The sequence below is a fragment of the Butyricimonas sp. Marseille-P3923 genome, assembly GCF_900184685.1.
Lineage (GTDB): Bacteria > Bacteroidota > Bacteroidia > Bacteroidales > Marinifilaceae > Butyricimonas > Butyricimonas muris.
On record NZ_FXXL01000003.1, the window covers coordinates 330599 to 355894 of the forward strand.

General features: G+C 43.5%; 22 protein-coding genes and 1 tRNA gene. 13 read left to right on the forward strand and 10 right to left on the reverse strand.

What is annotated here, in order from left to right; genetic code table 11:
- Window position 1: 1 nt before the first annotated feature.
- Complete coding sequence (locus CS948_RS01700) at window positions 2–1054, forward strand: hypothetical protein (protein WP_099290016.1); 1053 nt, start codon at window positions 2–4, stop codon at window positions 1052–1054.
- Window positions 1055–1205: 151 nt separating this feature from the next.
- Here the strand turns inward: CS948_RS01700 and CS948_RS01705 are convergent, their stop codons facing one another.
- The 8 genes from CS948_RS01705 to CS948_RS01740 all read right to left on the reverse strand — a co-directional run bounded on the left by CS948_RS01705 (window position 1206) and on the right by CS948_RS01740 (window position 12787).
- Complete coding sequence (locus CS948_RS01705; RefSeq protein WP_099290017.1) at window positions 1206–1985, reverse strand: alpha/beta fold hydrolase; 780 nt, start codon at window positions 1983–1985, stop codon at window positions 1206–1208.
- A gap of 101 nt (window positions 1986–2086) precedes the next feature.
- The gene (locus CS948_RS01710; RefSeq protein ID WP_099290051.1) at window positions 2087–2848 is read right to left on the reverse strand and encodes a succinate dehydrogenase/fumarate reductase iron-sulfur subunit; all 762 of its coding nucleotides are present in this window, start codon (window positions 2846–2848) and stop codon (window positions 2087–2089) included.
- Between the two features lie 18 nt (window positions 2849–2866).
- Entirely contained in the window at window positions 2867–4807 is a 1941-nt protein-coding gene (locus CS948_RS01715; protein WP_099290018.1) for a fumarate reductase/succinate dehydrogenase flavoprotein subunit, read from the reverse strand.
- Window positions 4808–4902: 95 nt separating this feature from the next.
- Window positions 4903–5595 (reverse strand): succinate dehydrogenase cytochrome b subunit, encoded by a 693-nt coding sequence (locus CS948_RS01720; RefSeq protein ID WP_099290019.1) that lies wholly within the window; start codon window positions 5593–5595, stop codon window positions 4903–4905.
- Between the two features lie 285 nt (window positions 5596–5880).
- A complete protein-coding gene (locus CS948_RS01725) occupies window positions 5881–8853 on the reverse strand; it encodes a glycoside hydrolase family 3 N-terminal domain-containing protein (RefSeq protein WP_099290020.1) in 2973 nt (990 codons plus the stop codon).
- A 128-nt stretch (window positions 8854–8981) separates the two neighbouring features.
- Window positions 8982–10067 carry a TlpA disulfide reductase family protein gene (locus tag CS948_RS01730; protein ID WP_099290021.1) on the reverse strand — a complete coding sequence of 362 codons (1086 nt, stop codon included), beginning with the start codon at window positions 10065–10067 and terminating at the stop codon, window positions 8982–8984.
- 37 nt (window positions 10068–10104) lie between these two features.
- Entirely contained in the window at window positions 10105–11364 is a 1260-nt protein-coding gene (locus CS948_RS01735) for a hypothetical protein (protein ID WP_255301825.1), read from the reverse strand.
- A gap of 25 nt (window positions 11365–11389) precedes the next feature.
- Window positions 11390–12787 (reverse strand): DUF4270 family protein, encoded by a 1398-nt coding sequence (locus CS948_RS01740; protein WP_099290022.1) that lies wholly within the window; start codon window positions 12785–12787, stop codon window positions 11390–11392.
- A gap of 232 nt (window positions 12788–13019) precedes the next feature.
- Between CS948_RS01740 and CS948_RS01745 the strand changes: the two genes are divergently transcribed.
- From CS948_RS01745 to CS948_RS01750, 3 genes are all read left to right on the forward strand, one after another.
- Window positions 13020–14171, forward strand: coding sequence for a kelch repeat-containing protein (locus tag CS948_RS01745; RefSeq protein ID WP_099290023.1), 1152 nt, complete (start codon window positions 13020–13022; stop codon window positions 14169–14171).
- Window positions 14172–14616: 445 nt separating this feature from the next.
- A complete protein-coding gene (locus CS948_RS21940; RefSeq protein WP_369689222.1) occupies window positions 14617–14760 on the forward strand; it encodes a CxxxxCH/CxxCH domain-containing protein in 144 nt (47 codons plus the stop codon).
- Between the two features lie 47 nt (window positions 14761–14807).
- Entirely contained in the window at window positions 14808–16769 is a 1962-nt protein-coding gene (locus tag CS948_RS01750) for a tetratricopeptide repeat protein (RefSeq protein WP_255301826.1), read from the forward strand.
- A gap of 99 nt (window positions 16770–16868) precedes the next feature.
- Here CS948_RS01750 and CS948_RS01755 read toward each other — a convergent pair whose 3' ends face one another.
- Window positions 16869–18224 carry an RNA methyltransferase gene (locus CS948_RS01755; RefSeq protein ID WP_255301827.1) on the reverse strand — a complete coding sequence of 452 codons (1356 nt, stop codon included), beginning with the start codon at window positions 18222–18224 and terminating at the stop codon, window positions 16869–16871.
- Between the two features lie 14 nt (window positions 18225–18238).
- On the opposite strand from CS948_RS01755, the gene CS948_RS21530 reads away from it, so the two are divergent.
- From CS948_RS21530 to CS948_RS01785, 7 genes are all read left to right on the forward strand, one after another.
- The gene (locus tag CS948_RS21530; RefSeq protein WP_176554862.1) at window positions 18239–18376 is read left to right on the forward strand and encodes a hypothetical protein; all 138 of its coding nucleotides are present in this window, start codon (window positions 18239–18241) and stop codon (window positions 18374–18376) included.
- A 30-nt stretch (window positions 18377–18406) separates the two neighbouring features.
- Window positions 18407–19417 (forward strand): UDP-N-acetylmuramate dehydrogenase, encoded by a 1011-nt coding sequence (gene murB, locus CS948_RS01760; protein WP_099290025.1) that lies wholly within the window; start codon window positions 18407–18409, stop codon window positions 19415–19417.
- Window positions 19418–19514: 97 nt separating this feature from the next.
- Window positions 19515–20273: an acyl-[acyl-carrier-protein] thioesterase gene (locus tag CS948_RS01765; protein WP_099290026.1), complete on the forward strand. Its 759-nt coding sequence runs from the start codon at window positions 19515–19517 to the stop codon at window positions 20271–20273.
- 64 nt (window positions 20274–20337) lie between these two features.
- Window positions 20338–20424 (forward strand) — tRNA-Leu (locus CS948_RS01770).
- A 54-nt stretch (window positions 20425–20478) separates the two neighbouring features.
- A complete protein-coding gene (locus CS948_RS01775; protein ID WP_099290027.1) occupies window positions 20479–21501 on the forward strand; it encodes an aminoglycoside phosphotransferase family protein in 1023 nt (340 codons plus the stop codon).
- Between the two features lie 20 nt (window positions 21502–21521).
- On the forward strand, window positions 21522–22151 hold the full coding sequence (gene pyrE / locus CS948_RS01780; protein WP_099290028.1) for an orotate phosphoribosyltransferase: 630 nt from the start codon (window positions 21522–21524) through the stop codon (window positions 22149–22151).
- Window positions 22152–22177: 26 nt separating this feature from the next.
- On the forward strand, window positions 22178–22645 hold the full coding sequence (locus CS948_RS01785; RefSeq protein ID WP_099290029.1) for a hypothetical protein: 468 nt from the start codon (window positions 22178–22180) through the stop codon (window positions 22643–22645).
- Window positions 22646–22682: 37 nt separating this feature from the next.
- On the opposite strand, the gene CS948_RS01790 is transcribed toward CS948_RS01785, so the two are convergent.
- Entirely contained in the window at window positions 22683–23036 is a 354-nt protein-coding gene (locus CS948_RS01790; protein WP_099290030.1) for a DUF3276 family protein, read from the reverse strand.
- A 283-nt stretch (window positions 23037–23319) separates the two neighbouring features.
- Here CS948_RS01790 and trpS point away from each other — a divergent pair, with 283 nt between their 5' ends.
- Together trpS and ruvA are read left to right on the forward strand one after the other, a co-directional pair.
- Window positions 23320–24303, forward strand: coding sequence for a tryptophan--tRNA ligase (trpS, locus tag CS948_RS01795; RefSeq protein ID WP_099290031.1), 984 nt, complete (start codon window positions 23320–23322; stop codon window positions 24301–24303).
- A 68-nt stretch (window positions 24304–24371) separates the two neighbouring features.
- Complete coding sequence (gene ruvA / locus CS948_RS01800; RefSeq protein WP_099290032.1) at window positions 24372–24953, forward strand: Holliday junction branch migration protein RuvA; 582 nt, start codon at window positions 24372–24374, stop codon at window positions 24951–24953.
- Window positions 24954–25296: the final 343 nt, after the last annotated feature.

The window sequence follows — 25296 nt, forward strand, 5'->3', positions numbered from 1 at the left end:
AATGAAGAAATTAGGTATGTTAAGCGTCATCGTGGCAGGTATATTCCTTGGGGGGTGTAGTGATGACGATAAAGAATTCCAATTGGATACAAACCGGATGACGGGAGTGGATTGGTATTATAACGGGGGAGCGAGCAATAATAGGCTTTCATTCACGGATGAAAGTGTATTGGATATAAATCGTTTTGATAAAAATGGTGAAATAAGGGGAATTGATATGCGGGTGCAAGTTGATACGGTGGCCGGAGTTTGGAAAGATGAGGGACTGAACACGCTTGCCGTGGAGTGGAAAGATGGAATCATGGATAAATGGACCGTGACTAAATGCAATTCCAGTAATTTTGTCGTGAAAAATACGTGGGGAGAAAGAAAATATGTAGTCAAGCCATCTTATCTTCAAGATTTAACGGGAGATGCTTTCTGGGAGAATTATTTTGACGGGGATGAATTTAAAACACGTTTAGGTTTTCGGGTGACGGGGAATAAAAGCTTGCGTGCGGGGTACGTGTATGCTTTGTTGTCTGATACCAAGGCCGGGCAGGTAGAATTGAAGGATAAAAATCAGAATAATATCTGGCAAGGTAATATTGAAACGCCCGTGGAGGAACGGAGAGTGCGTTTCTCTTGTCGTGTCGGTAGTGATAATTACGTGAAGTTTGACGAGCGAATCTCGGGTATGAATTTTGAGCCGTTAAGGCGTACGGATATTGATTTCAGTTGCAATATCGTGAGTGTATCCAATAAAAGTTGGAAATGTGCATGGAAAAAGATTAATGGTGAAAATGTTTGTTACAAAATAGAAGTGTACAACGAAGAGAAAGAAGGGGATGTTTATTTCGAGAGCTATTTGTTTACTTATGATGGTGAATATTCTTTTGACGGTAGTTCAACAAGTAAAGTTCCGAATAGACTGAAAGATATAGATACGCGTAAACACTATCAAGTGCGTTTGACGGCTTTCATGTTGGAACCCGGAGTCACGTATAATAGTATGACGGCTGAAAATAGGGTGCAGGCAACCGTGTCCGTTGCTTGTGCTTTGAGCGTGCGATAAGGTCGCTTTTAAGATTAGAAAAGGCTTTGGCGTTGCAACAAGAGTGTAACGCCAATTTTTTTGCACTTGACGTGTCGATTGCTATTCCGGTGTTATGTAAGTGTTATTCGGGAGTTGTAGCCTATTCTCTTCCTGTTTTTAGTTGATTCTCTTATGGAAACAGAAGAAAATCCCGTATGGCTTGTGCCAGTTTCTCCGGTTGTTCGCTATGAATCCAATGCCCGCATTGCGGGATTTCTTTCAGCCGGGCAGCCGGGAATTGTGCTTGCAGGCAATTGATGCTAGTGATTAGGTTCGACTGCTCACCTTTGATAAATAGAATCTCTTTGTCGTAAGTGTCGTGAGTGAGTTTTCCCGGGCAACCGCTGATTTCGTCAAAATGTTGGCTGAGTACTCGGTGGTTGATTTTCCATTCAAACCCGGAAGCAGTTTTCTTGATATTTTTCAGGAATAACTGTTGGGAACGTTCCGTTTTGAAATGTTGTTGGATGGCTTTTCTTACTTCTTCCCGAGTGGTAAAACGGGTAAAATCGAAATTTGCCATGAAATCAATGATCTTGTAGTGACTACCTCCATCCTGTTGCGAGTAGGATACAGGGGCTATATCCACGACAATAGCTTTGTTCACGATGTCCGGTCTTTTGAGTAATAATGCCATCACGATCTTGCCTCCCATGGAATGCCCCACGATATGTGGAGGTACGGGAAGGCGTAAATCTTCGATCAGTTCGATGATGTCGTCGCTCATGACCTCGTAATTCATTTCGTCGGCATGAGGAGATTGCCCGTGATTGCGAATGTCCGGCAAAATCACTTGAAACGTATCTTCCAGTGAATGAGCTATGGGAAGCCAGTTCTCGGAAGCCCCCCAAAGGCCGTGGAGTATCAGTAAAGGAGTTCCCTCTCCCTGCTTTCTAAAATATAACTTCATATTAATTCAGTGTGGTTCACGTTACAAATTTACAAAGAGGGGATGAATAATACAAAAAGACCGCTCGAAAGCGGTCTTTTTCTTATAGAACTAAATAAAAATTAGTCTTTCAGTTTGGCTTTCAAGAACTCTCTGTTCAAGCGGGCGATGTGCTCGATAGAGATGCTCTTCGGGCATTCGGCCTCACAAGCTCCAGTGTTGGTACAGTTACCGAATCCCAGTTCGTCCATTTTGGCAACCATCGCTTTTGCACGGCGTGCCGCCTCGATCTTTCCTTGCGGGAGAAGGGCTAATTGGGATACTTTTGCTGCCACGAACAACATGGCTGAAGAGTTTTTACAAGTAGCGACACAAGCCCCGCAACCGATACAAGCGGCTGCATCCATAGCTTCGTCCGCTGCCGGTTTGGCAATCGGGATAGCGTTACCGTCAGGTACTCCACCCGTGTTCACGGACACGTATCCGCCGGCTTGCAGGATTTGCTCGTAAGCGGTACGATCCACGATCAAGTCTTTGATTACCGGGAAGGCTCCCACGCGCCACGGTTCGATAGTGATTGTTGCGCCGTCTTGGAAACGACGCATATGCAATTGGCAAGTAGTCACGTCGTCATCCGGTCCGTGTGCACGTCCGTCGATAAACAAACTACATGTACCGCAAATACCTTCGCGGCAATCGTGGTCGAATGCCACCGGTTCTTTGTTTTCGCTCACCAATTGTTCATTCAGAATGTCGAGCATTTCAAGGAATGAACTGCCGGTTGAAATATTATGAATCTTGTAGGTTTCAAAACCGCCTTTTGACTTCGCGTCTTTTTGACGCCAGATCTTTAGGGTTAGTTCTTTTAATATTTTATCTGCCATAACGATTTTCATTTAAGATTATTTATAAGAACGTTGAGCAACCTGAATGTTTTCGAACACGAGCGGTTCTTTATACATTTCGGGTTCTTTGTTTTCTCCCTTGTATTCCCAAACGGAAACATACTGGAAGTGCTCGTCATCACGTTTTGCTTCTCCCTCTTCGGTAACGGATTCCAAACGGAAGTGACCTCCACAGGACTCGTTACGGTTGAGAGCATCCAATGCCATCAAGTGTGCGATGTCGATAAAGTCTGCCACGCGTCCCGCCTTCTCAAGCTCGTTGTTCATGGCGGTAAACTCTCCGGTCACGCGCAAATCCTTGTAAAATTCTTCTTTCAGTTCGGCGATTAACTTGATAGCTTTCTTCAAGCCTTCAGCCTCACGCGCCATTCCGATATAATCCCACATGATATGTCCCAACTCTTTGTGGAAGTGATCGGGAGATTTCGTACCCTTAATATCATACAATCTGCGCAAGTGGTCAGTGACGTTCTTTTCAGCGGCGTCGAATTCCGGCGTGTTGGTTTTGATTTTCGGGGTTTGAATATCGTGAGCCAGATAGTCACCAATGGTGTACGGTAAAATGAAATATCCGTCAGCCAATCCCTGCATCAACGCGGAAGCTCCCAAACGGTTAGCCCCGTGGTCAGAGAAGTTACACTCCCCGATAGCGTACAATCCCGGGATTGTGGTCATTAAGTTGTAGTCTACCCAAAGACCTCCCATGGAGTAGTGGATAGCCGGGTAAATCATCATCGGGTTGTGGTACGGGTCAACGGCGGTGATTTTCTCGTACATCTGGAACAAGTTTCCGTAACGTTCTTCGATTGTGTGTCTTCCCAAACGGTCGATAGCGTATTTGAAATCAAGGAATACAGCCTTTCCGGTGTTGTTTACCCCGAATCCGGCGTCGCATCTTTCTTTAGCGGCACGAGAGGCAACGTCACGCGGAACAAGGTTTCCGAATGCCGGGTAACGACGTTCCAAATAGAAGTCGCGGTCCTCGTCCGGGATATCGTTCGGGTTCAGGGTTCCCTCTTGCAATCTTTTGGCATCCTCGATCTTTTTCGGTACCCAAACGCGTCCGTCATTACGTAATGACTCGGACATCAAGGTCAGCTTACTTTGCTGATCCCCGTGTACCGGGATACAAGTCGGGTGAATCTGCACGAAACAGGGGTTTCCGAACATGGCTCCGCGTTTGTATGCTTGCCATGCGGCACTACCGTTACATCCCATGGCGTTGGTCGACAGGAAGAACACGTTTCCGTATCCACCGGTAGCCAATACAACGGCATGTGCCCCGAAACGTTCGATTTTTCCGGTCACAAGGTCACGGGCGATAACACCTCTTGCCTTGCCGTCTACAACAACGATGTCAAGTACCTCGTGACGGGTATATGATTTGATTTTTCCTTTTTCGATCTGACGATTCATGGCACCGTAGCAACCCAACAATAATTGTTGTCCGGTCTGACCGCGGGCATAGAACGTACGACTTACCAACGCACCACCGAAAGAACGGTTGTCCAAAAGACCGCCGTAATCACGAGCGAAAGGTACACCTTGTGCGACGCATTGGTCAATGATGGCGTTACTTACCTCTGCCAGACGGTAAACGTTGGCTTCACGTGCGCGGTAGTCACCACCCTTGATAGTTTCATAAAATAGTCTATAAACAGAGTCGTTGTCATTCGTGTAGTTCTTTGCTGCGTTGATACCTCCCTGTGCGGCAATAGAGTGAGCGCGACGGGGAGAATCCTGATAGCAGAATGTGGTCACGTTATAACCTAATTCAGCAAGGCTGGCTGCAGCCGATCCACCGGCAAGTCCGGTACCCACGATGATAACATCTAATTTTCTTTTATTAGCAGGGCTAACAACTCCGATATGTGCTTTATGATTCGACCACTTCTCGGCTAACGGTCCTGCTGGTATTTTAGCATTTAATTCTGTCATAACCTTAATAATTTTAGATTTTAAATTTTAAATTTTAAATTTAGATCGTTGATTCCTGCAATTTAAAATCTACAATCTATAAATTTAAAATTGTGTTAGTTCGCTAGTCCAAGCATGAAATAAAGCGGAATGATGCTGAATCCTGCTGCAATGATGAAAGCGAAAATTTTAGCAACACACTCTAATCTCTTTCTCCATATCTGGTTGCTGAAACCGATGGATTGGAATGCTGACCAGAAACCGTGAGTCAAGTGAAGTCCAAGGAAAATACCGCCTAAAATGTAAAGCAGGCAATAGATTACGCTTGACTGGAATAATCCGGCGACTAACGCGTAAGTGTTTTCCATTTTCACCCCGTCCACGATAGTTTCGGCTAGTGGCGTTCCTAATGACGGGAATTTGATATTCCACCAGAAGTTCCACAAGTGGATTACAAGGAAAATTAGTACTAATGCGCCTAGAATATACATGTTTCTGGACGACCAAGTACAGTTACCTGCTTGGCTGCGGCGATCGTACTTGATAGGGCGTGCACCTCTGTTTTGAAGAGTCAGGATAGAAGCCAGCACGATATGGAAGATAAATCCGATAGCAAGAATCGGTTCCACGATCTTGATAATAGGATTCGTTGCCATGAAATGGGCTCCAATGTTAAATAACTCTCCACTATTATCTACTATCAACAGTAGATTTAGTGCCAAGTGAACGCACAAAAACGCAATAAGAAAAAGACCTGAAATACTCAGGAGCATCTTTTTCCCAATCGACGATGTTAAGAAATTGCTCATAATGTAGATCTATTTATTTGATAACTATTTGTATTCTGTATTCGTGCACAAAAGTATCTTTTTTTCTGTCATTTTGAACCGTTAAAGCTATTTTAAAATCATTCTAAATATAAAGAATTTTTTCTCTAATGAATGGGTTCATAAAGTTTATAAAGTTCATAAAGTTTATAAAGTAATGGACCCCTGCGGGGCGCTTTGTCCACGGCAGCATAGCTGCCGTTAAACTCTGTCCGAAGGACACCCGTAACCTTATGAACCTTATAAACTTTATGAACTTTACAAACTCTATCTTCCAATCGATTCGTAAATGATTTCTTGAATCTTTGTCCGGATATTCTCCTTCATAAGTTTGTCGTTGAACTCGTTAGGATAAGTTCTGTTGGAAAGAAATATATAAATCAATTGGTTTTCAGGATCATTCCATGCGATAGCACCTGTAAAACCCGTGTGTCCGTAACTCGTGCAGGGGACTCCGTCACAAGTAGGGCTTGTTCTGTCGGGAAGAGTTTCCGGTTTGTCGAACCCCAAACCTCTCCGGTTTTGTTCGGGGGATAGTTGAATAGAAGTGAAAAGGTCGATGGTGGTCGAGTCTATCATCCGCTCGCCACCGTATTGACCGTGATTTAGATACACGCTCATGATTTTTGCCAGATCTTCTGCCGTGGAAAACAATCCCGCGTTGCCTGATACGCCTCCCATTAACGCTGCAAGGGGATCGTGCACGTAGCCTTTTAATTCCGATTTCCGGAATACGTTGTCATTACTGGATGGAATTACCCGATCCATGTCGAGATTCAGATGGGCGTTGAAACCAGAGTTATAGGCTCCCAGTTTTTTCAGAAAATGATCCCGAAGATACATATCGAAAGGCGTGACGGTTTGTTCCTCCACGATATCTTTAAGTAGGACAAACCCCAGATCGCTGTACGTGTATTTCTTTTGCGGTAATAAGTCCGTGTTCAAGATCAACGAATGGATAGAGTCTTGGAAATGGCGGTGCATATAGAAATGGGGGGAAACCATAAGATAATCCTCCCCGCCTTTAAAGCTGAATGTGCTGTCCCGGTATCTGAAGTTGGGATTGATGTACAAGCGATCTCTGAGTTTCTTCGTGTTTGTCTTAGTGTATCTGGTCGTGAATAATCTTCCTTGCATCTTTTCCCAGTCAATCGCGTGATGGAAGAATGAAAAGGAAGCTTTTAAGCCCGCATTGTGCAATAATAATTCCCGGATAGTCAAGTCTTTTTTGTTGGACTGTGATATCGCGTAAGAATAACGGGCGATAGGTGTATCCAGAGCTATTGTCTGTTGATCGTAAAGCATCATCACGGTCGGGAGAGTGGCAGCGATCTTCGTGATGGATGCGATGTCGTATATATTATCCGTCGTGTTTGCCTTTTTCTTGTCATAGGTATTGAAACCGAAAGCCTTGTTATATACCACGTATCCGTCTTTAGCCACGAGCACTTGACAACCGGGTGTCGCTTTCTCCCGGATAGCAACTTGACAAATGCTGTCAATGCGGAGTAACGTTTCCGATTGCATCCCGCTGCTCTCCGGTTTATGGTATCCCAAGCGTACTTTTGGGGTTGACAGTCCGGTCCCGACGGGGAAATAGTAGTTGATGCTCACGGGTAATTTCCCGTTCACGTTGATACCCCCGAAAATCGCTTGCGCGACAAATTCTTGCGCCGGGGTGTCATGGGAATAACTCACTAGAATGGCGTCCAAGGGCAGATAACTGTATATATCCAAACCGTAGGGAGTTGCCGGGTGACAGAAAATGACCCGTTTCCCTTTCAATTGTTTCAGTATATTCGATAACGCTTGCGATGCCCCGAACTGGCGGGATGTGGTGTTCCGTGCGGCGCTATTGTACACGATCACGCAATTGTAATCGGATAAATCTTTCAATAATTTTTCTATGGCATCTTTACTCGCTCCTGCACGAATGGAAAAATGAGAGCAAGGTGCGTATTTTTCCAGCATGTCTTCAAATGCTTTGGCTTTCCTGTCGCCAAAATTAAGGGATGCGATGCGCAATGTATCGAGATGCGTTAGAGGAAGTAATAAGTCTTTATTCTGTATCAGCGTGATAGCCTCCGCGTAGGTTTCCTGTAATAAAGCTTGATCGGCAGGGGTGTTTAACCGGGCGGACAGCATGGTCGTGTCGATCATGCCGACGTTGGGCAACACGTATTTCTCTTTCGCGGCAAGGACTCGGCGACATTTTTCATCAATATCTTCTTCCGTGAGAATACCCTTGTGTATGGCTGCTTTTACCTTCTTTACCGTGGCTTCCACGTTTTCGGGGAAAAGCAGGATGTCGTTACCTGCCGACAGGGCTTTGACATCAGCTTCACCGGGAGAATTTCCTTTGGTTACCCCTTTCATGTTCATGGCATCGGTAAAGCATAGTCCGTCGAAATGCATTTTTTCCCGCAGCAATTGAGTTACGATGTGATGGGAAAGGGAAGCGGGGATATTCGCCGAATCGTAAGAGGGAACATTCAAGTGCGCCACCATTACACCGGGGATGCCCGCGGCTATCAGTTGCCGGAAAGGGTATAATTCCACCGTGTCGATACGGGCGACCGAATGTCTGATAAGAGGTAAGGCAAAATGCGAATCCGTGTCGGTATCCCCGTGTCCGGGAAAATGCTTCGCTACCGGCATGATTTGCTGGGATTCCAAACCTCGGGTATATTGCAGGGAGCGGTTGCCAACTTCGTCTTTTTTCTCCCCGAACGAGCGAATTCCGATAACCGGATTTTTAGGGTTGACGTTAATATCTGCGACGGGAGCGAAGTTTACATGAATGCCCAGTGTGTGGCATTGTCTGCCGATGGCTTGCCCGATGCGATATATCAGATTCGTGTCGCGAATAGCACCTAGCAGGGTTTGATTCGGGAATTCCATAGCCGGCTTTATACGCCATCCGACTCCTTGTTCTGCGTCCATCCCGATCATTAGGGGAATGTGCGCCCGTTGCTGGTAGTCGTTGGTCATTGCGGCTTGTTTACTTGGAGTGCCTTGAAAGAAGATAATACCACCGATATGATATTTCTCGATTGTTGCACCCAATTGCTTCTCGTACAAACTGTCCTTGTTGCTGTACGCGGCAATCATGATCAATTGTCCGATTTTCTCCTCCAAGCTCATGGCATTTAAGGTTGAATCGACCCATTGTGATTGTGCTCGTCCTGCCAAGGGACAAACGAGTAAACAAATTAAACCGAAAAACAGGAAAAAACGCATTAGATTTTAGATTTACGATTTTAGATTGAAGATTCCGAGATTAACAAAAATAACTTGTAACTCGGTTAGTATAGAAAAGTGCGGTAAACAATCTTGTTTGCCGCACTTTTCTATACTAACCGAATAGATTATTTCAACAATTCAGCAACTTTTTGCTTCAATGCTTCGCCTCTCAAATTTTTAGCGATAATCTTGTTGTTCTCGTCTAACAATAATGTCGCGGGAATACCGGTAATGCTATATAATTTAGCCGGTTCGGATTGCCAACCTTTCAAGTCTGAACCATGTTTCCATACCAGACCGTCGTCAGCGATTGCTTTTACCCAAGCTTCTTTGTTGTTATCTAAAGAAACACCGAAGATTTCCAAGCCTTTAGGTTGATATTCTTTGTAAAGAGCAACAACATTCGGGTTCTCTCCGCGGCAAGGACCACACCATGATGCCCAGAAATCAACTAATTTCACTTTACCTTTGATGTCATACAGTGAAATAGATTCTCCTTCCGGGGTTGTAACCGTGAAGTTCGGGGCAACTTGTCCGATAGCCGTTTTTTCCAGTTTAGCGATTTGGTCTGCGATCGCTTTTCCTTGAGTGCTTGCTTTTGCGTTTTCGCCAAGGAGATCGAATCTTTCCTTCAATTGCTCGTATTCCATTTGTCCCATGGCAGATGCAATCACGAAAGCGGCTACATAAGTGTCAGAGTTAGCTTTGAGCAATTCAAGTTCTTTTGCTTGAGCGGCTTCAACGATTTTACCGAATTCCTCTTGGATAGCTTGCATTTTAGCTTGATCTTGAGTTTGAGCGGCTGCTTGATATTCGCCATTCAATCTCATTTGCTCTTGCATGATGCCTTGGTTGATCTCTGAGAATTGGTTAAACAATTTTTGAGCCTCACCACCTTCTATTTTCAAGCCGGATTGATCCGCGTTTACCGTGATGTTTGTGTTTTCAAGCATAACCGGAATACCGCCTTGTTGACCGGGGAAAACGATATAAGCTGCGGTGATTCCGTCCACTTTACCGGTGAATTCGAAAGCGCCGTTAGCGATATCTGCTTTAGCCAAAGTATCCACTTTGTTATCCGCGAAAGTTACAAGTGCAGCTTTAGGAACTTGTATTCCTTGAACGTTTCCGGTTACTTTGAAACCGCTTTGTGCGTTGCATGCTGCAAGAGTCATACTAGCAGCAACGATTGATAATAAAATCTTTTTCATGTGTTTTAGTTTTCTTAAATAGATATTTAATATGCCATTAATTAATTTTGGCTTTCATAAACCACAACTCTTTAAAGGCAATGTTTATTCTTAGTTTTACGTATTTTTCCATGATCTGGTTATTACGGTGCGTACCTCTCATTCCCAAGTCGACAGCAACTCCCAACATCAGTTCTTGATAAGGTAAGCGAATCGGAATTTGTGAACCAATAGTCACCCCATACGTGTTGATGTCGGTTAAATTAAACTCCAAATGTGAGCGGGTAAAGTAAGCTCCCGCCATGTATTGATTTTTTTGCCACCAATAACGTCCTTGGGCATTGGGTTGATAGAAACTACCGATCGCTATTTTGTGATAATTTTGATATTCTTTATTTGCCCCAAACTCTTCATATTGCGACATATTTTGGAAAGTATAATCTCCGGCAAAGAACCATTTTTTATTATACTGGAATGATGCTCCAGTCGTGATTCTAAAAGGATAAAAAATCGTGCCGTTTTCGGTCGCTTCATCATTTAAAAGAATTGAATTACCGGTTGATATACCTGTTTTGTAGGCTTGGAATGTTTTTCTTGCGTGTAGTGGTGTTCCGAAATTAAAACTCGTCCCTAACGTGAAACTTGAGTTCTTACCAATATTTAAAGGTAATTGTGCTCCCAATGTGAACAATGCCGCACTCATTTGAGTGATAGATTGAGTTTTCAAATAGTACCCACTTGTCATGGGAAGCAATATCATTGTTAAACGATCATCTACTTTTCCAAATAAATAAGACACGTTTACCCCTACTGATAATTTACCCAATTGATATCCCAATCCTAGATAAGCTTCATTTATACCACCACTTCCTTCAACTTGTTGTGTGCAGTATTGATTGAGATCGCCTCTAACCACGTCTGTATAATACACGTCGAATCCCCGGTTAGAACGTTGTAAAATACCAAAAGACATGAATAATTTTTTATATGCACGGAAAGCCATGCTGACTGCACCATTTTGTGCTACTTTGTAATTTGCATGTGTTTTATGGGATGAAATATCAACGTATTCTCCGGTAATTCCGGTTTGAAAATAGAAACGCACGGAATCTAATGCCGTGTAAGATGCAGGATTCAAGAAATTGATGTTATAATTGTCCCGCATAGCGGCAGAAACTCCACCCATGCCGATGTACGCTCCATACGTGTCCGGCAGTAATCCGAATCCCTCTTTAGAATAAGGTGTACCGGAAGTATTCTGACCGAACACATAAGTTGTTATTAATAATAGGGTGACGCTTGCTAATATCTTTCTCATAAATTTTATATTTGAAACCTCTGTATTAGTTGTAGTGACTATAATAAATATTTAATATCGGTTGTTCTTTCAGTACCACTCGTTGTAATGTATTGGCTACATTTCCCGTGAATATTTGGTACGAGGGATCATCTAATAAACTGTAATAACCTCCCGGCAAACCAATTAATAGGTAAATTTCCGGCACGATGGGAGGTATGCCTTCTACTAAGCTGGTATAATAATCCGTGATATCAATAATATAGGATCTCTCGTTAGGGTCAATTGAGTTTTGTGAAAGTACTCCATAAATAATATTACCTTGTGAAGATCTATCAGTTAAAAGTCCCTTGATAAAATTGTCTTTGGTAACAATATAAACCCCTAAAGATCGGGGTTCTGGGATATTGTTCTCCAATAGATCCGTGTTTATGCGGAGTTCAATCTCGGCTTTCATGATCGTTTGATAAGCTTCTGCATCAGCAATAAAAGGAACCTTTAGTTTTGTCATAAGCCCGTTCATCCCTTCAATAACAGCCATATCAAGATTCTCGAAAGATTTCGATTTGTGAAGTGTGATATCCTCGAATTTCTCCGTGGGCTTATAACCTAAATGCGTGAAAGCATACATCGTTTCCACCGGGGTGTATGTGGTGCTTGGTAAAGCAATTGGCCAACTGAAACTCGTTCCATCTGCGGCTTCGACCGCTCCAATATGATAATGGAATTTTAACGCAAGATTGGCAGGGTTAATACTCATTAAAATTGAATTATCTTCACGAGGAATGATAGCTAAAGCATTAAAAGCTTCGATATCGTTGGTACCTTCGATGAATTCAAGGTAATTTATTTGATCAAGACTATGATCTCTTGATCGCATGCGGTTGAATAACTTGAGTCCGAATTCATAATCCAGTTTGAAATAAGCCTGTGCGATATTATCTTTTTGCGGGTAAAGTTGCAGTGTAGCGAGTTTCTTCCCTCGTGTCAACGAGTCGATATTGCAAAGAATAGGGTTGTAACGATCGAATCGTATAGGCTCCGTGGTTTGATACAAGTCGAATACTTGGAATGCCGTTGAATCTCCTGCCAATGTTTTAACGTAAGGTATTTGCAGAATAAGGGAGTCAAATGTACAATTACTTTCCCATGTGACCGTTGAAACTAAACCTTGGGGTGCTACTTGAAAGTAAGGAATAGCTGTAATGGAACCGGTAACTTTATCCGTAATTTTTCCCATGGTAAGAGGTGATAGCGAGGAAGTCGAACTGGATATATTGGATGTCGGAAACGAATCCAACCTCACGGTTGAGGTTTCTTCCATTACGAAACGTTTGACTTCAATGAAATTTTCATTGGAAATTAAATCTCCTCCCATGGAAGAAAGATTATTGTCACATGCATATAATAGTAACAGAAAACTCACGATAAAGAATATTCTCATGTTTCTTGATTTTGATTAAATACAAGGGGCGAAGGTATAATTATTTTCCAAAAAATCGGCATTTAGAATTGTATTTTATCTAACAGGAGGTTAAAAAAAAAGAAGACGGTACATTTCTTTCTTTTTTTGTTGGATTTAAGGATAAAATATGTAGTTTTGCCTATCGAAATAAAGAACGTTTGAAGCAGGACGTTTAACGGATAAAATATAAATAAATCAAGTTGAAGAACGTATGAGAAAATTTAGTTTATTAGTACTAGCCATTTTAGGGTTTGCTTTTGTCGCTTGTGATGATGATGATCATTTGGGAGACTGGGGAAAAGCTCCTGAATATAGTGGAAAAATGAGAAATCAGGCAGTGTCGTTTACTATAGGGGATAATGTTTATGTCGGGTTAGGATATGGTGTAGATCTCTCTGAATACACGGATTTCAAACGCTTCGATATGAAAAGCATGACTTGGTATGATGTTGAGGATACATTTAAGGATGCTGTAGATAGGGATGGGGAGAAAGCGAAAGGACGCCATGGTGCAATAGCTTTTACGGCAGAGGTGGATGGTAAAACCTATGCTTATGTTGGATTAGGATATATCACTTCGAGAACAACTGGAAATGGAGAAAACACTGAAACTAGACCGAAAGAATATTTGAAGGATTTGTGGCGCTATGATGCAGAAACAAATTCGTGGAAACAAATGGCAGATTTTCCGGGAACAGCGCGTAGAGATGCTGTGGCTTTCTCGTTAGGGGGATATGGTTTCGTGGGAACAGGACGTGCTGATAATGCGGAAATGTTCAAGGATTTTTATCGTTATGATCCCAAAACAGATACATGGTCTGGTGATTTAGGTTTCATTGGTGGTCAGAGATATGGAGCCACAGCATTCGTTGTTGATGGTGCAGCTTATGTGTGCTTGGGATTGAGTGGCAGTACTCCAAGAACTGATGTTTCCAAATGTACTATTGATGCTAATGGAGAAGTAAAATGGGAAGCGATGCAGGCTTTGGCTGATAAACCGGGGGTAAAGCAAGATAAAGATTACGGGAGAATTCCGAGAGGGTATGCAGTTAGCTTTATTTCCAATAGAGGCAAAAATGGAGAGAACTATGCTTATATCGCAACTGGTCAAGGTAATAACCCTCAGACTGTATGGAAATATAATCATAAAAAAGACCAATGGCATCAGATGGAAAATATCGTGGGTGGCTCGCTTGTCGGAGCTGTAAGTTTTGTTGTCGATGGTTACGGTTATTATACCACGGGTGGTGGTTCAATTGATCCGATTGCTAGTTCAAGTAATGCATCTTCTAATTTCTCTAATTCAACTTGGAGATTTATACCCGATGTGAAAGAAGATCGTGCAAATGACTATGATTACTAGGAATTAGAATAATCTTAAATAAAGAGGGTGTGTAAAACACCCTCTTTTTTTATCTGATTGTTTAAACTGAAATGCCAAAGTAGAACCATAGTATTACTAGAGTAATAATCTCTCCCGTTCGTTTGTGCCGGAGTGAGAACGGAAAAGGAGGATTATTAGGGATAATCTTCTCCGGTTTTACAGTGGATTCACTGTATATTCAGGGGTATTCTACCCTAATCCTATCCTAATAATACCTCATGTCGCTTACTGGTTACTTTATTTACTGTTTCATCCCCCGTCGAGAAGGGTGGTGCGAGGGGAGTGCTAGCGGGTTGTAAGTGCCGAGAGGTATTATTGGGGTAGGAGTACTTTAGGTTATTGCCGGATAAACGGATGTGTCGTGTTTGAACAAAAATGCCGGAATAGAAAAGTAGAATGACTCAACAGATAAGTTCTCCTGTTCATTTATTTCCCGTTTTTATTTCGTTGTTGCCTCAATGTTTACTGTCACAACATCGGGCAACAACGAAACAAGAACGAGAGAAGGACTCGTTCGGTTTATTTATCCATTTTTATTGGTGAGGTATCTATTAGATACATGTGCTAGTAAGAATTTTTATTATCTTTATGCCCCAAATATTGATATTATTCCGCATGAAGAAGTTTAGTATTATTATATTTTTCTGTTTGGCGACCTTGGGTGTGTCGGCACAGTGGAACACGGCAAATATGTTGCGCGCGGGGAAGAGTGCGATTATGTTTGATGATTACGTGAGTGCGATAGAGAATTTCAACAATATCCTTCGGGTGAAGCCTCGTTTATCGGAACCGTATTTTTTCCGGGGATTGGCGAAGCTGAACTTGGACGATTTCGAGGGTGCGATACGGGATTACACGGAGGCGATAGAGTTGAACCCGAATTATTTCCATGCTTATATGTACCGGGGTATCGCTTACCACAACATGAAGCGGTACGAGGATGCCATGAATGATTACAACACGGCTATCTCGATTAACCCGGGAGAGGCATACGTTTATGCCAACCGGGCGATAACGGAGGCGGATATGGGTGACTACAAGAGCGCAGAGAAAGATTATTCGAAGGCGTTGATTATAGACAAAGAGTTGTTGCCGGCTTACCTGAATCGCGCGATTATGCGGGAGAAGTTGGACGATTGGGAGGGAGCTATCGAGGATTGCAATATGGCGATCAAATTGAATATGTTCTCGGATGATGCTTACGGGTTGCGGGGCTACTTGCATTTTAAAGAGAAAAAGTATCATGATGCTATCGAGGATTATAATAAGGCGTTGAAGATTAACCCGCAGAACAAACGTATATTAATGAGCCGCGCCATCACGTGGTACGAGATGAAAAAATTCCCGGAGGCGATGGAAGATTATACTGCCGTGTTGAAGGTGGATAGCACTTATGCTTACGCTTATTACAACCGGGCATTGTTGAGAGCGGAGATCGGGGAGACGAATAAGGCTATTGATGATCTCGATCAAGTGTTGGAGATGAACCCGGATAATATATTGATTTATTTTAACCGGGGATTGTTGAAAATGGAGATTCGGGATTATACCGGAGCTTACAATGACTTCTCTGAAAGTATCTCGCTGTATCCTGATTTCGTGAAAGCTTATCTGGCAAGAGCCGCGGTGAGCGGGGAGATGGACGATTTCGCTTCAGCCCGACAGGACAGGTATAAAGCGGAGGAGATCATGGATCGCTACAAGAGGATGCAAGAGGGGGATAAAAACGCGTTGGTTGATACGACGGAAAATTTCCGGCGGTTGATAGATATAAACTCCCGGGATGACCGGATGAAGGACGTGATCAACGGGCGTATACAGGATAGAAACGTGATTATCGAGTTGCAGGATATGTTTGTCGTGCAATATTTGGCTTTAGATACCTTGCGCAAAGGGAAAGTGCAGTATTTCGACAAGCGGATTATGAAGTTTAACCAAGAGCATAATTATAACCCGGCGTTGACGATATCCAACAAACGTTTCGATTACCCGAGGGAATTCGAGGACGAGTATATTGAAACGCTATCTTCCAAGATTCGGAAGAACAGAAGTGACGTGGACGCGTTGCTGTTGAGAGGTTCGTTGTACTTGAATCGCGGGGATTACACGAAGGCCATAGAGGATTTCAAGACGGTAGTGGAACGTGACCCGAAACATTTGTTCGCTTTAATGAATCTGGCTAGTGCACGGGCGAAAATGTACGATTATATCGAGTCGATTGAAGAAAAGACTTCTCGTGTGGTGGGTGAGGAAGAGAAAGTGAAACGTGTGGTGGATTATTCTCTCGTGTTGGAAGGTAATAACAAGTGTCTGGAGATTGATCCGGATTTCGCTTTTGCCATGTTCAATATTGCTAACGTGTATGCCAAGAGCGGGAAGATAAAAGAGGCTATCGATATGTACACGAAAGTCTTGGAACTGGATAAAGATATTGCCGAAGCTTATTTTAACCGCGGGTTATTGCATATCTATCAAGGAGATAAAAGTGCTGCCAACGTGGATTTGAGTAAGGCGGGCGAACTTGGGCTGACGGATGCTTACAGTATTATCAAACGTTATTGTTCCGTGGAGGAGTAATAACGTTTGATAAGTTGCAGGTTGAATTTGCCTGCGGCAAGTTGCAGGTTACAGGTTATTTTTGTTAATCACCGAATCCTTCAATCTAAAATCGTAAATCTAAAATCGTTTAATTCTCCACTCTTTCGGGTAATAGTTGTTCAGACGATTGCCGGCTTCTTTTACCCAGCCGAGGGCGATGCCTTGGTACATGATTAAAACCCACGCTCCTCTTGGGGCATCGAAACGAATGTCTTCCTTGCGTAAGTATTGCAGGGCGGTGGGGAGGTCTATTTCTTGGCGGGTGATGTGCTGTTTCTGAAGATTGTGGAGCAAAGCCAACGAATGTGCCGGGCGTGTTGTGCCTTTGACGGATTCGCCTATCTCGCAACCTTTGTAGATAACGCCCGCTTTGGATTCCAGATATTGGATGAATTCCGCGTGACGGGTGGGGATGATGCCGAGCGTGCTTCCTGCCAGATAGGGCGTGTGGTTCGCGATATCCGGTAAAAGCGGCAAGATGTCGGTCGGGAGTTTGGGCGTCTGGTTTTGAGAACTCCGTTTTTCCTTTTTCAAGGTAAACGGTTGTCCGTCTTTTTTTCGGATAACACCCATGAATAAACCTTCTCCGGCAGATTTGTGGGGATAGAAATGATAGCCGTGAACGGATGTCGGGGTGGGGATTATTCCCGGGTAGTCGTGTTGGACTTCGACGGATTCGGCCTCGAAATTGTCGAGTACCCATGAAAGCATGTCTTCGTTTTCGCCGGGATTGTAGGTACAGGTGCTGTACACCAGATAACCTTCGGGTGCAAGGGCGTCCCATATGTCCGCTATAATCCGTTTTTGTCGTTCTTCACACAGGCGCAGGTTGTTTTCGCTCCATTCCTCGATGGCTTTTTCATCTTTCCTGAACATGCCTTCGCCGGAGCAGGGGGCGTCTACCAGAATGATGTCGAACGCTCCTTTCATCCCCGAGAAACGAGCGGGGTCACTGTTCGTGACCACGATATTATCGTGTCCCCATTTTATAATGTTTTCTTTTAATATGGAGGCTCTTGATTTGATTACCTCGTTGGAAACCAGCAGGGAGCCTGTCGGTAGATTGGCTGCCAACAGCGTTGATTTTCCCCCGGGAGCGGCACATAGGTCCAGTACCCGGAGGGGCTTGTCCACGGCGATTTGTCGAAACACGGACTGTAGAAACATGGAAGAGGCTTCCTGCACGTAATAGACACCGCCATGCAAATAAGGATCAAGCGTGTAGACTGGACGTTCTCTCAAATAGTAGGCATCGGAACACCACGGTACTTGCCCGTCAATTAATTCGGGGAAAGGAAGGGGTGTTACTGTCTTTGCAGGGTTTACCCGGATTGTTGCCGGGGAGGGGGAGCTTAACGCTTTAAAAAAAGCTTCCGACTCGTTCCCCATGATTCGGTTCATGCGCTCGATAAATGCTGGTGGTAATGAAATCATAAACATTTTGGATTATGGCGACAAATTTAATGATTTATTTGTTGATATGTTTTAACTTTGCCGGGAAGAGTTTAGTTATTGTAGATATAAAGATTTTATATACTTCGTTCGGGATAAGAAGAAGGGGAGAAGGAGGCGAGGAATGCGAGTAGGCTGAATTTGAAAATTAAAATTAGAAGACAGTGGAGATTTACGAGAATTTTAATTTAAGGGAATATAATACATTTCATATAGACGCGAAGTGTAAGTATTTCGTGAGATGCGAGAAGGAAGAGGATTTGCTGGAGTTTGTCGGCTCTTACGAGTTGAAGCCCGAGGAAGTGTTGATTTTGGGAGGCGGGAGTAATTTTCTTTTCACGGAAGACTTTGATGGGGTTGTTTTTTACCCGATGATGCAGGGGTACGAGATTGTGGAGGAAAATGAACACGACGTTCTCGTGCGCGTGGGGAGTGGTGTCGTTTGGGACGATTTCGTGGCTTGGGCGGTAGAACACGGCTACGGGGGAATAGAGAATCTTTCCTTGATTCCCGGGCATGTCGGGGCTACTCCGGTACAGAATATCGGGGCTTACGGGATGGAAGCGGGAGAGAGCATCGCAACGGTGGAGGCGGTGGATATCGTGAAGGCCGAGAAAGTGAAGTTCGACGCTGCCGAGTGTCGGTTCGGTTACCGGGATTCGATATTTAAACACGAGTGGAAGAACCGCCACGTGGTGACTTACGTGACATTTCGACTGACGAGGCAACCTGTTTTCCGGTTGCAGTATGGAAGTGTGCGGGATGAAGTAACCCGTGCGGGAGAAGTTACGTTAAAGGCAGTACGGGAGGCAATTATACGGATACGGGAGGCAAAGTTGCCTGATGTGAACGTGTTACCGAATGCCGGAAGTTTTTTTAAGAATCCGGTAGTTGAACGAAAAGCGGCAGATGCCCTGTTGGCGGAGAACCCGGGGATGCCGATTTATCCGGTGGATGATGAGCATGTGAAATTAGCCGCGGGATGGTTGATAGAGATGTCCGGATGGAAGGGGAAAGGCATCGGGAATGCCGCCGTACATGACAGGCAGGCTCTTGTGCTAGTGAATAAAGGAGGGGCAAGTGGCATAGAAATTGCTCACTTGGCTAACGAAATAAAGAAATCCGTGTTTCTCAAATTCGGAGTTTGGTTGGAGCCGGAAGTCTATGTTATTTAGTGATTTATGATTTACGATTTTTGATTTGAAAAAAAATTAAATCAGAGAGCGTTAGCCTTGTGTGGCAGGAATCTAAAATTTAAAATCTAAAATTAAAATGGTGAAGTATTCGGAAGAAATAAAGATTCGGGGGCATTACACGGATTTGCAAGGACGTTTGATCGTGAAGTCGCTTTGCGATTTGTTTAATGATGTGGCGAACGGGCAGACTTTGTTATTGGGGTTTGATGTGCCCACGTTGAATACCCAAGGATTGACATGGATGCTGCATAAGTTGCATATTATCGTGAACCGAATGCCGGAGCAGGAGGAAATCGTGACGTTGGAAACGTGGCCTTCCGGTATTGACCGTTTGTTTGCCCTTCGCGATTTCAGCATGTTCTCGGGAAAAGGAGATCTCTTGATTCGTGCGACTTCGGAATGGATGGTGATAGATATCAATCGTCGTCGTCCGGTACGATTGCCCGCGTGTGTCACCGAGAATGCCGCTTCCTGCGTGGATGTCGTTCGGGAAATTCCTTTTGAGTTGGATACTAAAAATATGCCGGAGGAATACGAAAATTCCCGTTGCTTCACGGCGACATACGATAATATTGATTTTAACAAACATGTGACACAAGCAACGTACGTGCGTTGGGTAACGAATTCGTTATCTTACGTGTTTTTGAAAGAGCATGGATTAAGGGAGTTGGAGATTGTTTACGAGCACGAGGTGCTGCCGGATAGCAGAGTCAACGCGGAAAACCACGTGACTGAAGATGATGGAAAAGTGAAGGTTTATCATCGGGTGAGAAATGAAGCAGGCGATAAGACTCATTGCTTTGCCGTTAGCACGTGGGAAAAAAATCTTGATTAAAAAATTGCCGAGTTTTTTCTTTGTAAGGATAAAATGTGTATATTTGCACCGTCAAAAGAAAAATGCCCAGGTGGTGAAATTGGTATACACGCTACTTTGAGGTGGTAGTGGCCGTTCGGCTGTGCAAGTTCGAGTCTTGTTCTGGGCACCATGAAAGGAAACCGATACGGGAGTATCGGTTTCCTTTTTTTTAATATAAAGCGTTATGAAAGAGCAGGTAATAGAACTATTCGAGCGTTACAAGGGAGGAACTGATTATCATGTGGAAGCGCTTCCGCTTTCAGGTTCCAGTAGAAAATACTATCGGATTCAAGATAGCGAGGGAAGTTACGTGGGGGTATATCACGAAAACTTGCGGGAGAATAAGTTGTTTATAGACTTCACGCGTCATTTTAAAACGAAAGATTTGCATGTCCCGGAAGTTTACCGGGTGTCGGATGACGGTAAGGTTTACTTGCAACAGGATTTGGGACGTGACATGTTACTGGATGTCGTGGAGCGGGAACGGGAAGGCGAGATGTTGAACGAACACGCGATGAACCTGTACCGGAAAGCGTTGGACGAGTTGTTGCGGTTTCAGCTGTTCGGACACGAGGGATTGGATTACACGGGTTGTTTGCCTCGCCCTGTTTTTGACGAACGTTGTATCCGTTGGGATTTGAATTACTTTAAATATTGTTTTTTGCGTTTGGCGGGAGTCGAGGCGGACGAGGATAAATTGGAAGATGATTTTGAACTTCTGACAAAAACATTATTGGTCGCAGACACTGGACACTTTATGTTTCGGGATTTTCAATCCAGAAATATCATGGTGCTTCGGGATGAGGTGTATTTTATCGACTATCAAGGTGGTCGGCAAGGGGCGCTGCACTATGATGTTGCCTCGTTGCTTTATGATGCCGTGGTGAAAATGCCGGAAAGGCAGAAAGAAGAATTATTGGATTATTATATAGGGAATCTGGAGGTATTCGATAAAGATACAAGATTTCGTGATTTGTATTATCATTTCGTTTTAATTCGTTTGTTACAAGCGATGGGAGCGTTCGGTTTACGGGGATTACACGAGGAGAAGCAGCATTTCATCGATTCCATTGTTCCGGGATTGCAAGGAATTAGCCGTTTGTTCGAGAGTGGAAAGTTGGGTGAGGATTATCCCGAGATTCGGCGAGTTATAGGAATGGCTTTTGAAAAATACTTTGTACCTTCGCGTGTTGAAATAAATGAATAACTATTAAATATAAAACAGATATGAGTACTGTTGCAGAACAAGTAGCGTCACATTTGCTACAAATCAAAGCGATAAAATTAGAGCCTAATCATCCTTTCACTTGGGCATCCGGTTGGAAATCACCGATCTATTGTGATAATCGTAAGACTTTGTCTTATCCTGAGGTGCGGACTTACATTCGGGATCAGTTCGTGGAATTAATTCGCGCGAAATACCCGCAAGTCGAATTGATTGCCGGGGTGGCTACCGGGGCGATTGCACAGGGTGCGTTGGTGGCTCAAGAAATGGGATTGCCGTTCGTGTATATACGTTCTGCGGCGAAAAGTCATGGATTGGAAAATTTGATAGAAGGAGAGTATAAGGCCGGACAAAAAGTGGTCGTTGTCGAGGATTTGGTTTCAACCGGAGGTTCCAGTCTGCAAGCCGTGGAAGCGTTGCGGAATGCCGGTTGTGAAGTGTTGGGTATGGTGGCTATCTTTACTTACGGGTTCCAGAAAGCGATAGATAATTTTGCTAACGCTCATTGCGAGTTGGATACGTTGAGTAATTACAATGCCATGATTGATTTGGCACAGAAGAGCGGGTACGTGAAGGCGGAAGAAGTGGCAAAACTGAAGGAGTGGAGAGTTAGTCCGGAAACTTACAAATAATTTCGTGTATTTTAAATATTGAGTATATGGCTACACGAGTTGTTAGTGAGGTTCAAAAAATAAACAGTGCCATAGATGACGTGTATGCGTTTCTTTCCAATTTTGCCAAGTTCGGTTCAATGTTCGAAATGGCCGCCAAGATGGGTGCGGGGCAGCAACAGGGAATGCCGGAGATAGCCAGTAAGATAAAGGACGTGAGAACGACGGAAGATACTTGCACGTTTATGGTGGAAGGTCTTGGTGAAATGGGATTGCAGATCGTGGAGAGAGAGGAGCCGAAATTGATCAAGATCAAAGGAGATGGTAGAGTGCCTTTTGACTTCGACCTGTGGATTCAATTGTTGAGTAACGGTCCTTACGATACACGTATGAAAATTACTTTTGAGGCAGAGTTGAATATGATGTTCAAGATGCTTTTGAAAGGTAAACTGGAAAAAGGTATCCAGCAGTTGGCGGAAGGCCTTGCAAAGATCCCTTACGGGTATATGAAATAAAGAAAAAGCTCTTCGATAACCGAAGAGCTTTTTTTATTTATTTTGCTAAATCGTCAAAATCAATGTCATCAAATTCGTTTACCTCAACTTCTTCACTGATCTCCATTGTTTCTCCGTTAAGTGCTGCTTTGATATAAGCGACAGCTTCATCCAACCCTTCCGCGAATTTATCAAAGTCTTCCTTGTATAAAAAGATCTTGTGCTTTTCGTAATTTTGAGAACCGTCTTTATCAAATTTTTTCTTGCTCTCGGTAATCGTCAGATAGTAATCGTTATTACGAGTAGCTTTCACGTCAAAAAAATAAGTCCTTTTTCCCGCTCTCACCGGTTTTGAATAGATCTCGTCCCGATCATTCATTTCCATACCTTCATTCTTTTCGTAACCTTCCATGTTAAATTAAAATTTTAATTAGACTTTGCGCACCAAAAGTAGAAAAAATAAACCAACAACATCGTTTTTTGGAACTTTTTTTTACCTCTGTCTATCAATATCTTAGTTGTGTGAAAACGTTTGAGATTACACGTGTATGTTCTTTTGCTATATAAAATATTGATATATAACATATTATTGTGTATTTTGAAGGGAGCGTTTTACCGGAACGAAATAGAAATTATTGTACGGAAAGAATAAAAGCGTATCTTTGTAGTGTATAATTGTAAATATCAAGTAAACAATGGAAACAGTAGTAAGTGGAATTAGACCCACGGGTAATTTGCATCTGGGGAACTATTTTGGAGCGATGAAGAATTTTCTGAAAATGCAGGATGAGTACAAATGCTTCTTTTTTATTGCAGATTGGCACTCGCTGACGACACACCCTCACCCGGGGAACGTGGTGGAGAACGTGCGGAAGATTCTGGCAGAGTATCTGGCTTGCGGTTTGGATCCGGAAAAAGCTACCATTTACGTGCAAAGTGATATAAAAGAGATTTTGGAGTTGTATCTCTTTTTAAATATGAATGCTTATCTCGGGGAGTTGGAACGTACTACCACGTTTAAGGAAAAAGCGCGTAAACAGCCGGATAACGTTAATGCCGGTTTGCTGACTTATCCTACTTTGATGGCTGCAGACATTATTATACACAAGGCACACAAAGTGCCGGTGGGTAAAGATCAGGAGCAAAACATGGAGATGGCGAGGAAATTCGCTCGTCGTTTCAACACGATATATGGATATGAATTATTCCCGGAGCCGGCTTCATTCTCTTACACCGGGGAAGGAATAAAGATTCCGGGACTGGATGGTTCGGGGAAGATGGGAAAATCAGAGGGGAACGCGATTTATCTTATCGACGATGCCGCGACAATTCGCAAGAAAGTGATGAAAGCCGTTACCGATAGCGGACCCACGGAGCCGAATAGCGAGAAACCTGAAGTCATTCGCAATCTGTTCACGTTGTTGGAAATCATGTCCGCGAAAGACGTGTATGATTATTTTGACGAGAAATATAATAATTGCGAGATCCGTTATGGTGATTTGAAAAAGCAATTAGCGGAAGATATCGTTAATTTCTGTACCCCGATCAGGGAGCGGATTCTGGAATATGCCGCCAACACGGATTACTTGGATAAAGTAGCTGCCGATGGAGCCGAAAAAGCCCGTGCCAGTGCTTCTGCTACCATGAAAGAAGTGCGTAAACTTATCGGTTTTCGCTAGTAAATGACTAAAATTGAAAATTGAAGTGCATCGTCATTTTCAATTTTCAATTTTCAATTTTCAATTGTATGTATGAGTATATAAAAGGGATTCTGGTTGAAGTAACTCCGGCGTGTGCTATCGTGGATTGCGGGGGAATAGGGTATTCTATTCATGTTTCGGTGAACACGTATTCGAAAATTGCCGCACAGTCGGAAGTGATGCTTTATATTCATCAGATTGTACGTGAAGACGCACATTTATTATATGGTTTCTTCTCGAAAGAAGAGAGAACGCTGTTCCGGGCTTTGATTTCCGTGTCCGGTATTGGAGCGAACACGGCAAACGTGATGTTGAGTTCTATGACGGTCGAGGAAATTACCGGGGCAATTCTCACGGAAAATGTGAATGCGATCAAGAGCGTGAAGGGAATAGGTATCAAGACAGCCCAGCGCGTGATTATTGAATTGAAAGATAAACTCGGAAAAGAGGGCGTTGCTGTCGAGAGTATTAATTTACCTTCAAGTGCCGTTAGGGAGGAAGCTCAAGCAGCGTTAGTGATGTTGGGTTTTGCTCGGGCACAGGTGGCTAAAACATTAGATAAAATTCTGGCTACCAATAGAGTGGAATCCGTGGAAGAGTTAATAAAATTGGCACTTAAGCATTTGTAATTAGGTCTCCCTCTCCCTTGCCCAACCTTTCCCTATGGTTGGGCTATACCATGAACGTAGCATAAACGTAGCATGTTCGTGGCATGAACGCATGTAAGCGTTTTTGATTCGATGGAGGAGAGTCTTTGCACGCTTGTTACCCTAGAGCAACGATAGACATCCCCCGGGGTGTTGTCGGGTTTGATGTTTCCAACGTGTTGCAATCTAGTCTGTTGTAAAAAACTTAAAAAATAGTGGTCAGAAAATTTGGAAAAAGGGAATTTCTTCGCTTATCTTTGCACCCGCTTTCGAGAGAGAGGGCGGGCGACGCGAGAAGCTTAAACGAGATACTGGAACGAGAGGT

Excerpts from the sequence above, each read along its gene's own strand:
- CS948_RS01700 (WP_099290016.1), top strand. The coding sequence starts at position 2 with ATGAAGAAATTAGGTATGTTAAGCGTCATCGTGGCAGGTATATTCCTT.
- CS948_RS01705 (WP_099290017.1), bottom strand. The coding sequence starts at position 1,985 with ATGAAGTTATATTTTAGAAAGCAGGGAGAGGGAACTCCTTTACTGATA.
- CS948_RS01710 (WP_099290051.1), bottom strand. The coding sequence starts at position 2,848 with ATGGCAGATAAAATATTAAAAGAACTAACCCTAAAGATCTGGCGTCAA.
- CS948_RS01715 (WP_099290018.1), bottom strand. The coding sequence starts at position 4,807 with ATGACAGAATTAAATGCTAAAATACCAGCAGGACCGTTAGCCGAGAAG.
- CS948_RS01720 (WP_099290019.1), bottom strand. The coding sequence starts at position 5,595 with ATGAGCAATTTCTTAACATCGTCGATTGGGAAAAAGATGCTCCTGAGT.
- CS948_RS01725 (WP_099290020.1), bottom strand. The coding sequence starts at position 8,853 with ATGCGTTTTTTCCTGTTTTTCGGTTTAATTTGTTTACTCGTTTGTCCC.
- CS948_RS01730 (WP_099290021.1), bottom strand. The coding sequence starts at position 10,067 with ATGAAAAAGATTTTATTATCAATCGTTGCTGCTAGTATGACTCTTGCA.
- CS948_RS01735 (WP_255301825.1), bottom strand. The coding sequence starts at position 11,364 with ATGAGAAAGATATTAGCAAGCGTCACCCTATTATTAATAACAACTTAT.
- CS948_RS01740 (WP_099290022.1), bottom strand. The coding sequence starts at position 12,787 with ATGAGAATATTCTTTATCGTGAGTTTTCTGTTACTATTATATGCATGT.
- CS948_RS01745 (WP_099290023.1), top strand. The coding sequence starts at position 13,020 with ATGAGAAAATTTAGTTTATTAGTACTAGCCATTTTAGGGTTTGCTTTT.
- CS948_RS01750 (WP_255301826.1), top strand. The coding sequence starts at position 14,808 with ATGAAGAAGTTTAGTATTATTATATTTTTCTGTTTGGCGACCTTGGGT.
- CS948_RS01755 (WP_255301827.1), bottom strand. The coding sequence starts at position 18,224 with ATGATTTCATTACCACCAGCATTTATCGAGCGCATGAACCGAATCATG.
- CS948_RS21530 (WP_176554862.1), top strand. The coding sequence starts at position 18,239 with ATGGCGACAAATTTAATGATTTATTTGTTGATATGTTTTAACTTTGCC.
- CS948_RS01765 (WP_099290026.1), top strand. The coding sequence starts at position 19,515 with ATGGTGAAGTATTCGGAAGAAATAAAGATTCGGGGGCATTACACGGAT.
- CS948_RS01775 (WP_099290027.1), top strand. The coding sequence starts at position 20,479 with ATGAAAGAGCAGGTAATAGAACTATTCGAGCGTTACAAGGGAGGAACT.
- pyrE (WP_099290028.1), top strand. The coding sequence starts at position 21,522 with ATGAGTACTGTTGCAGAACAAGTAGCGTCACATTTGCTACAAATCAAA.
- CS948_RS01785 (WP_099290029.1), top strand. The coding sequence starts at position 22,178 with ATGGCTACACGAGTTGTTAGTGAGGTTCAAAAAATAAACAGTGCCATA.
- CS948_RS01790 (WP_099290030.1), bottom strand. The coding sequence starts at position 23,036 with ATGGAAGGTTACGAAAAGAATGAAGGTATGGAAATGAATGATCGGGAC.
- trpS (WP_099290031.1), top strand. The coding sequence starts at position 23,320 with ATGGAAACAGTAGTAAGTGGAATTAGACCCACGGGTAATTTGCATCTG.
- ruvA (WP_099290032.1), top strand. The coding sequence starts at position 24,372 with ATGTATGAGTATATAAAAGGGATTCTGGTTGAAGTAACTCCGGCGTGT.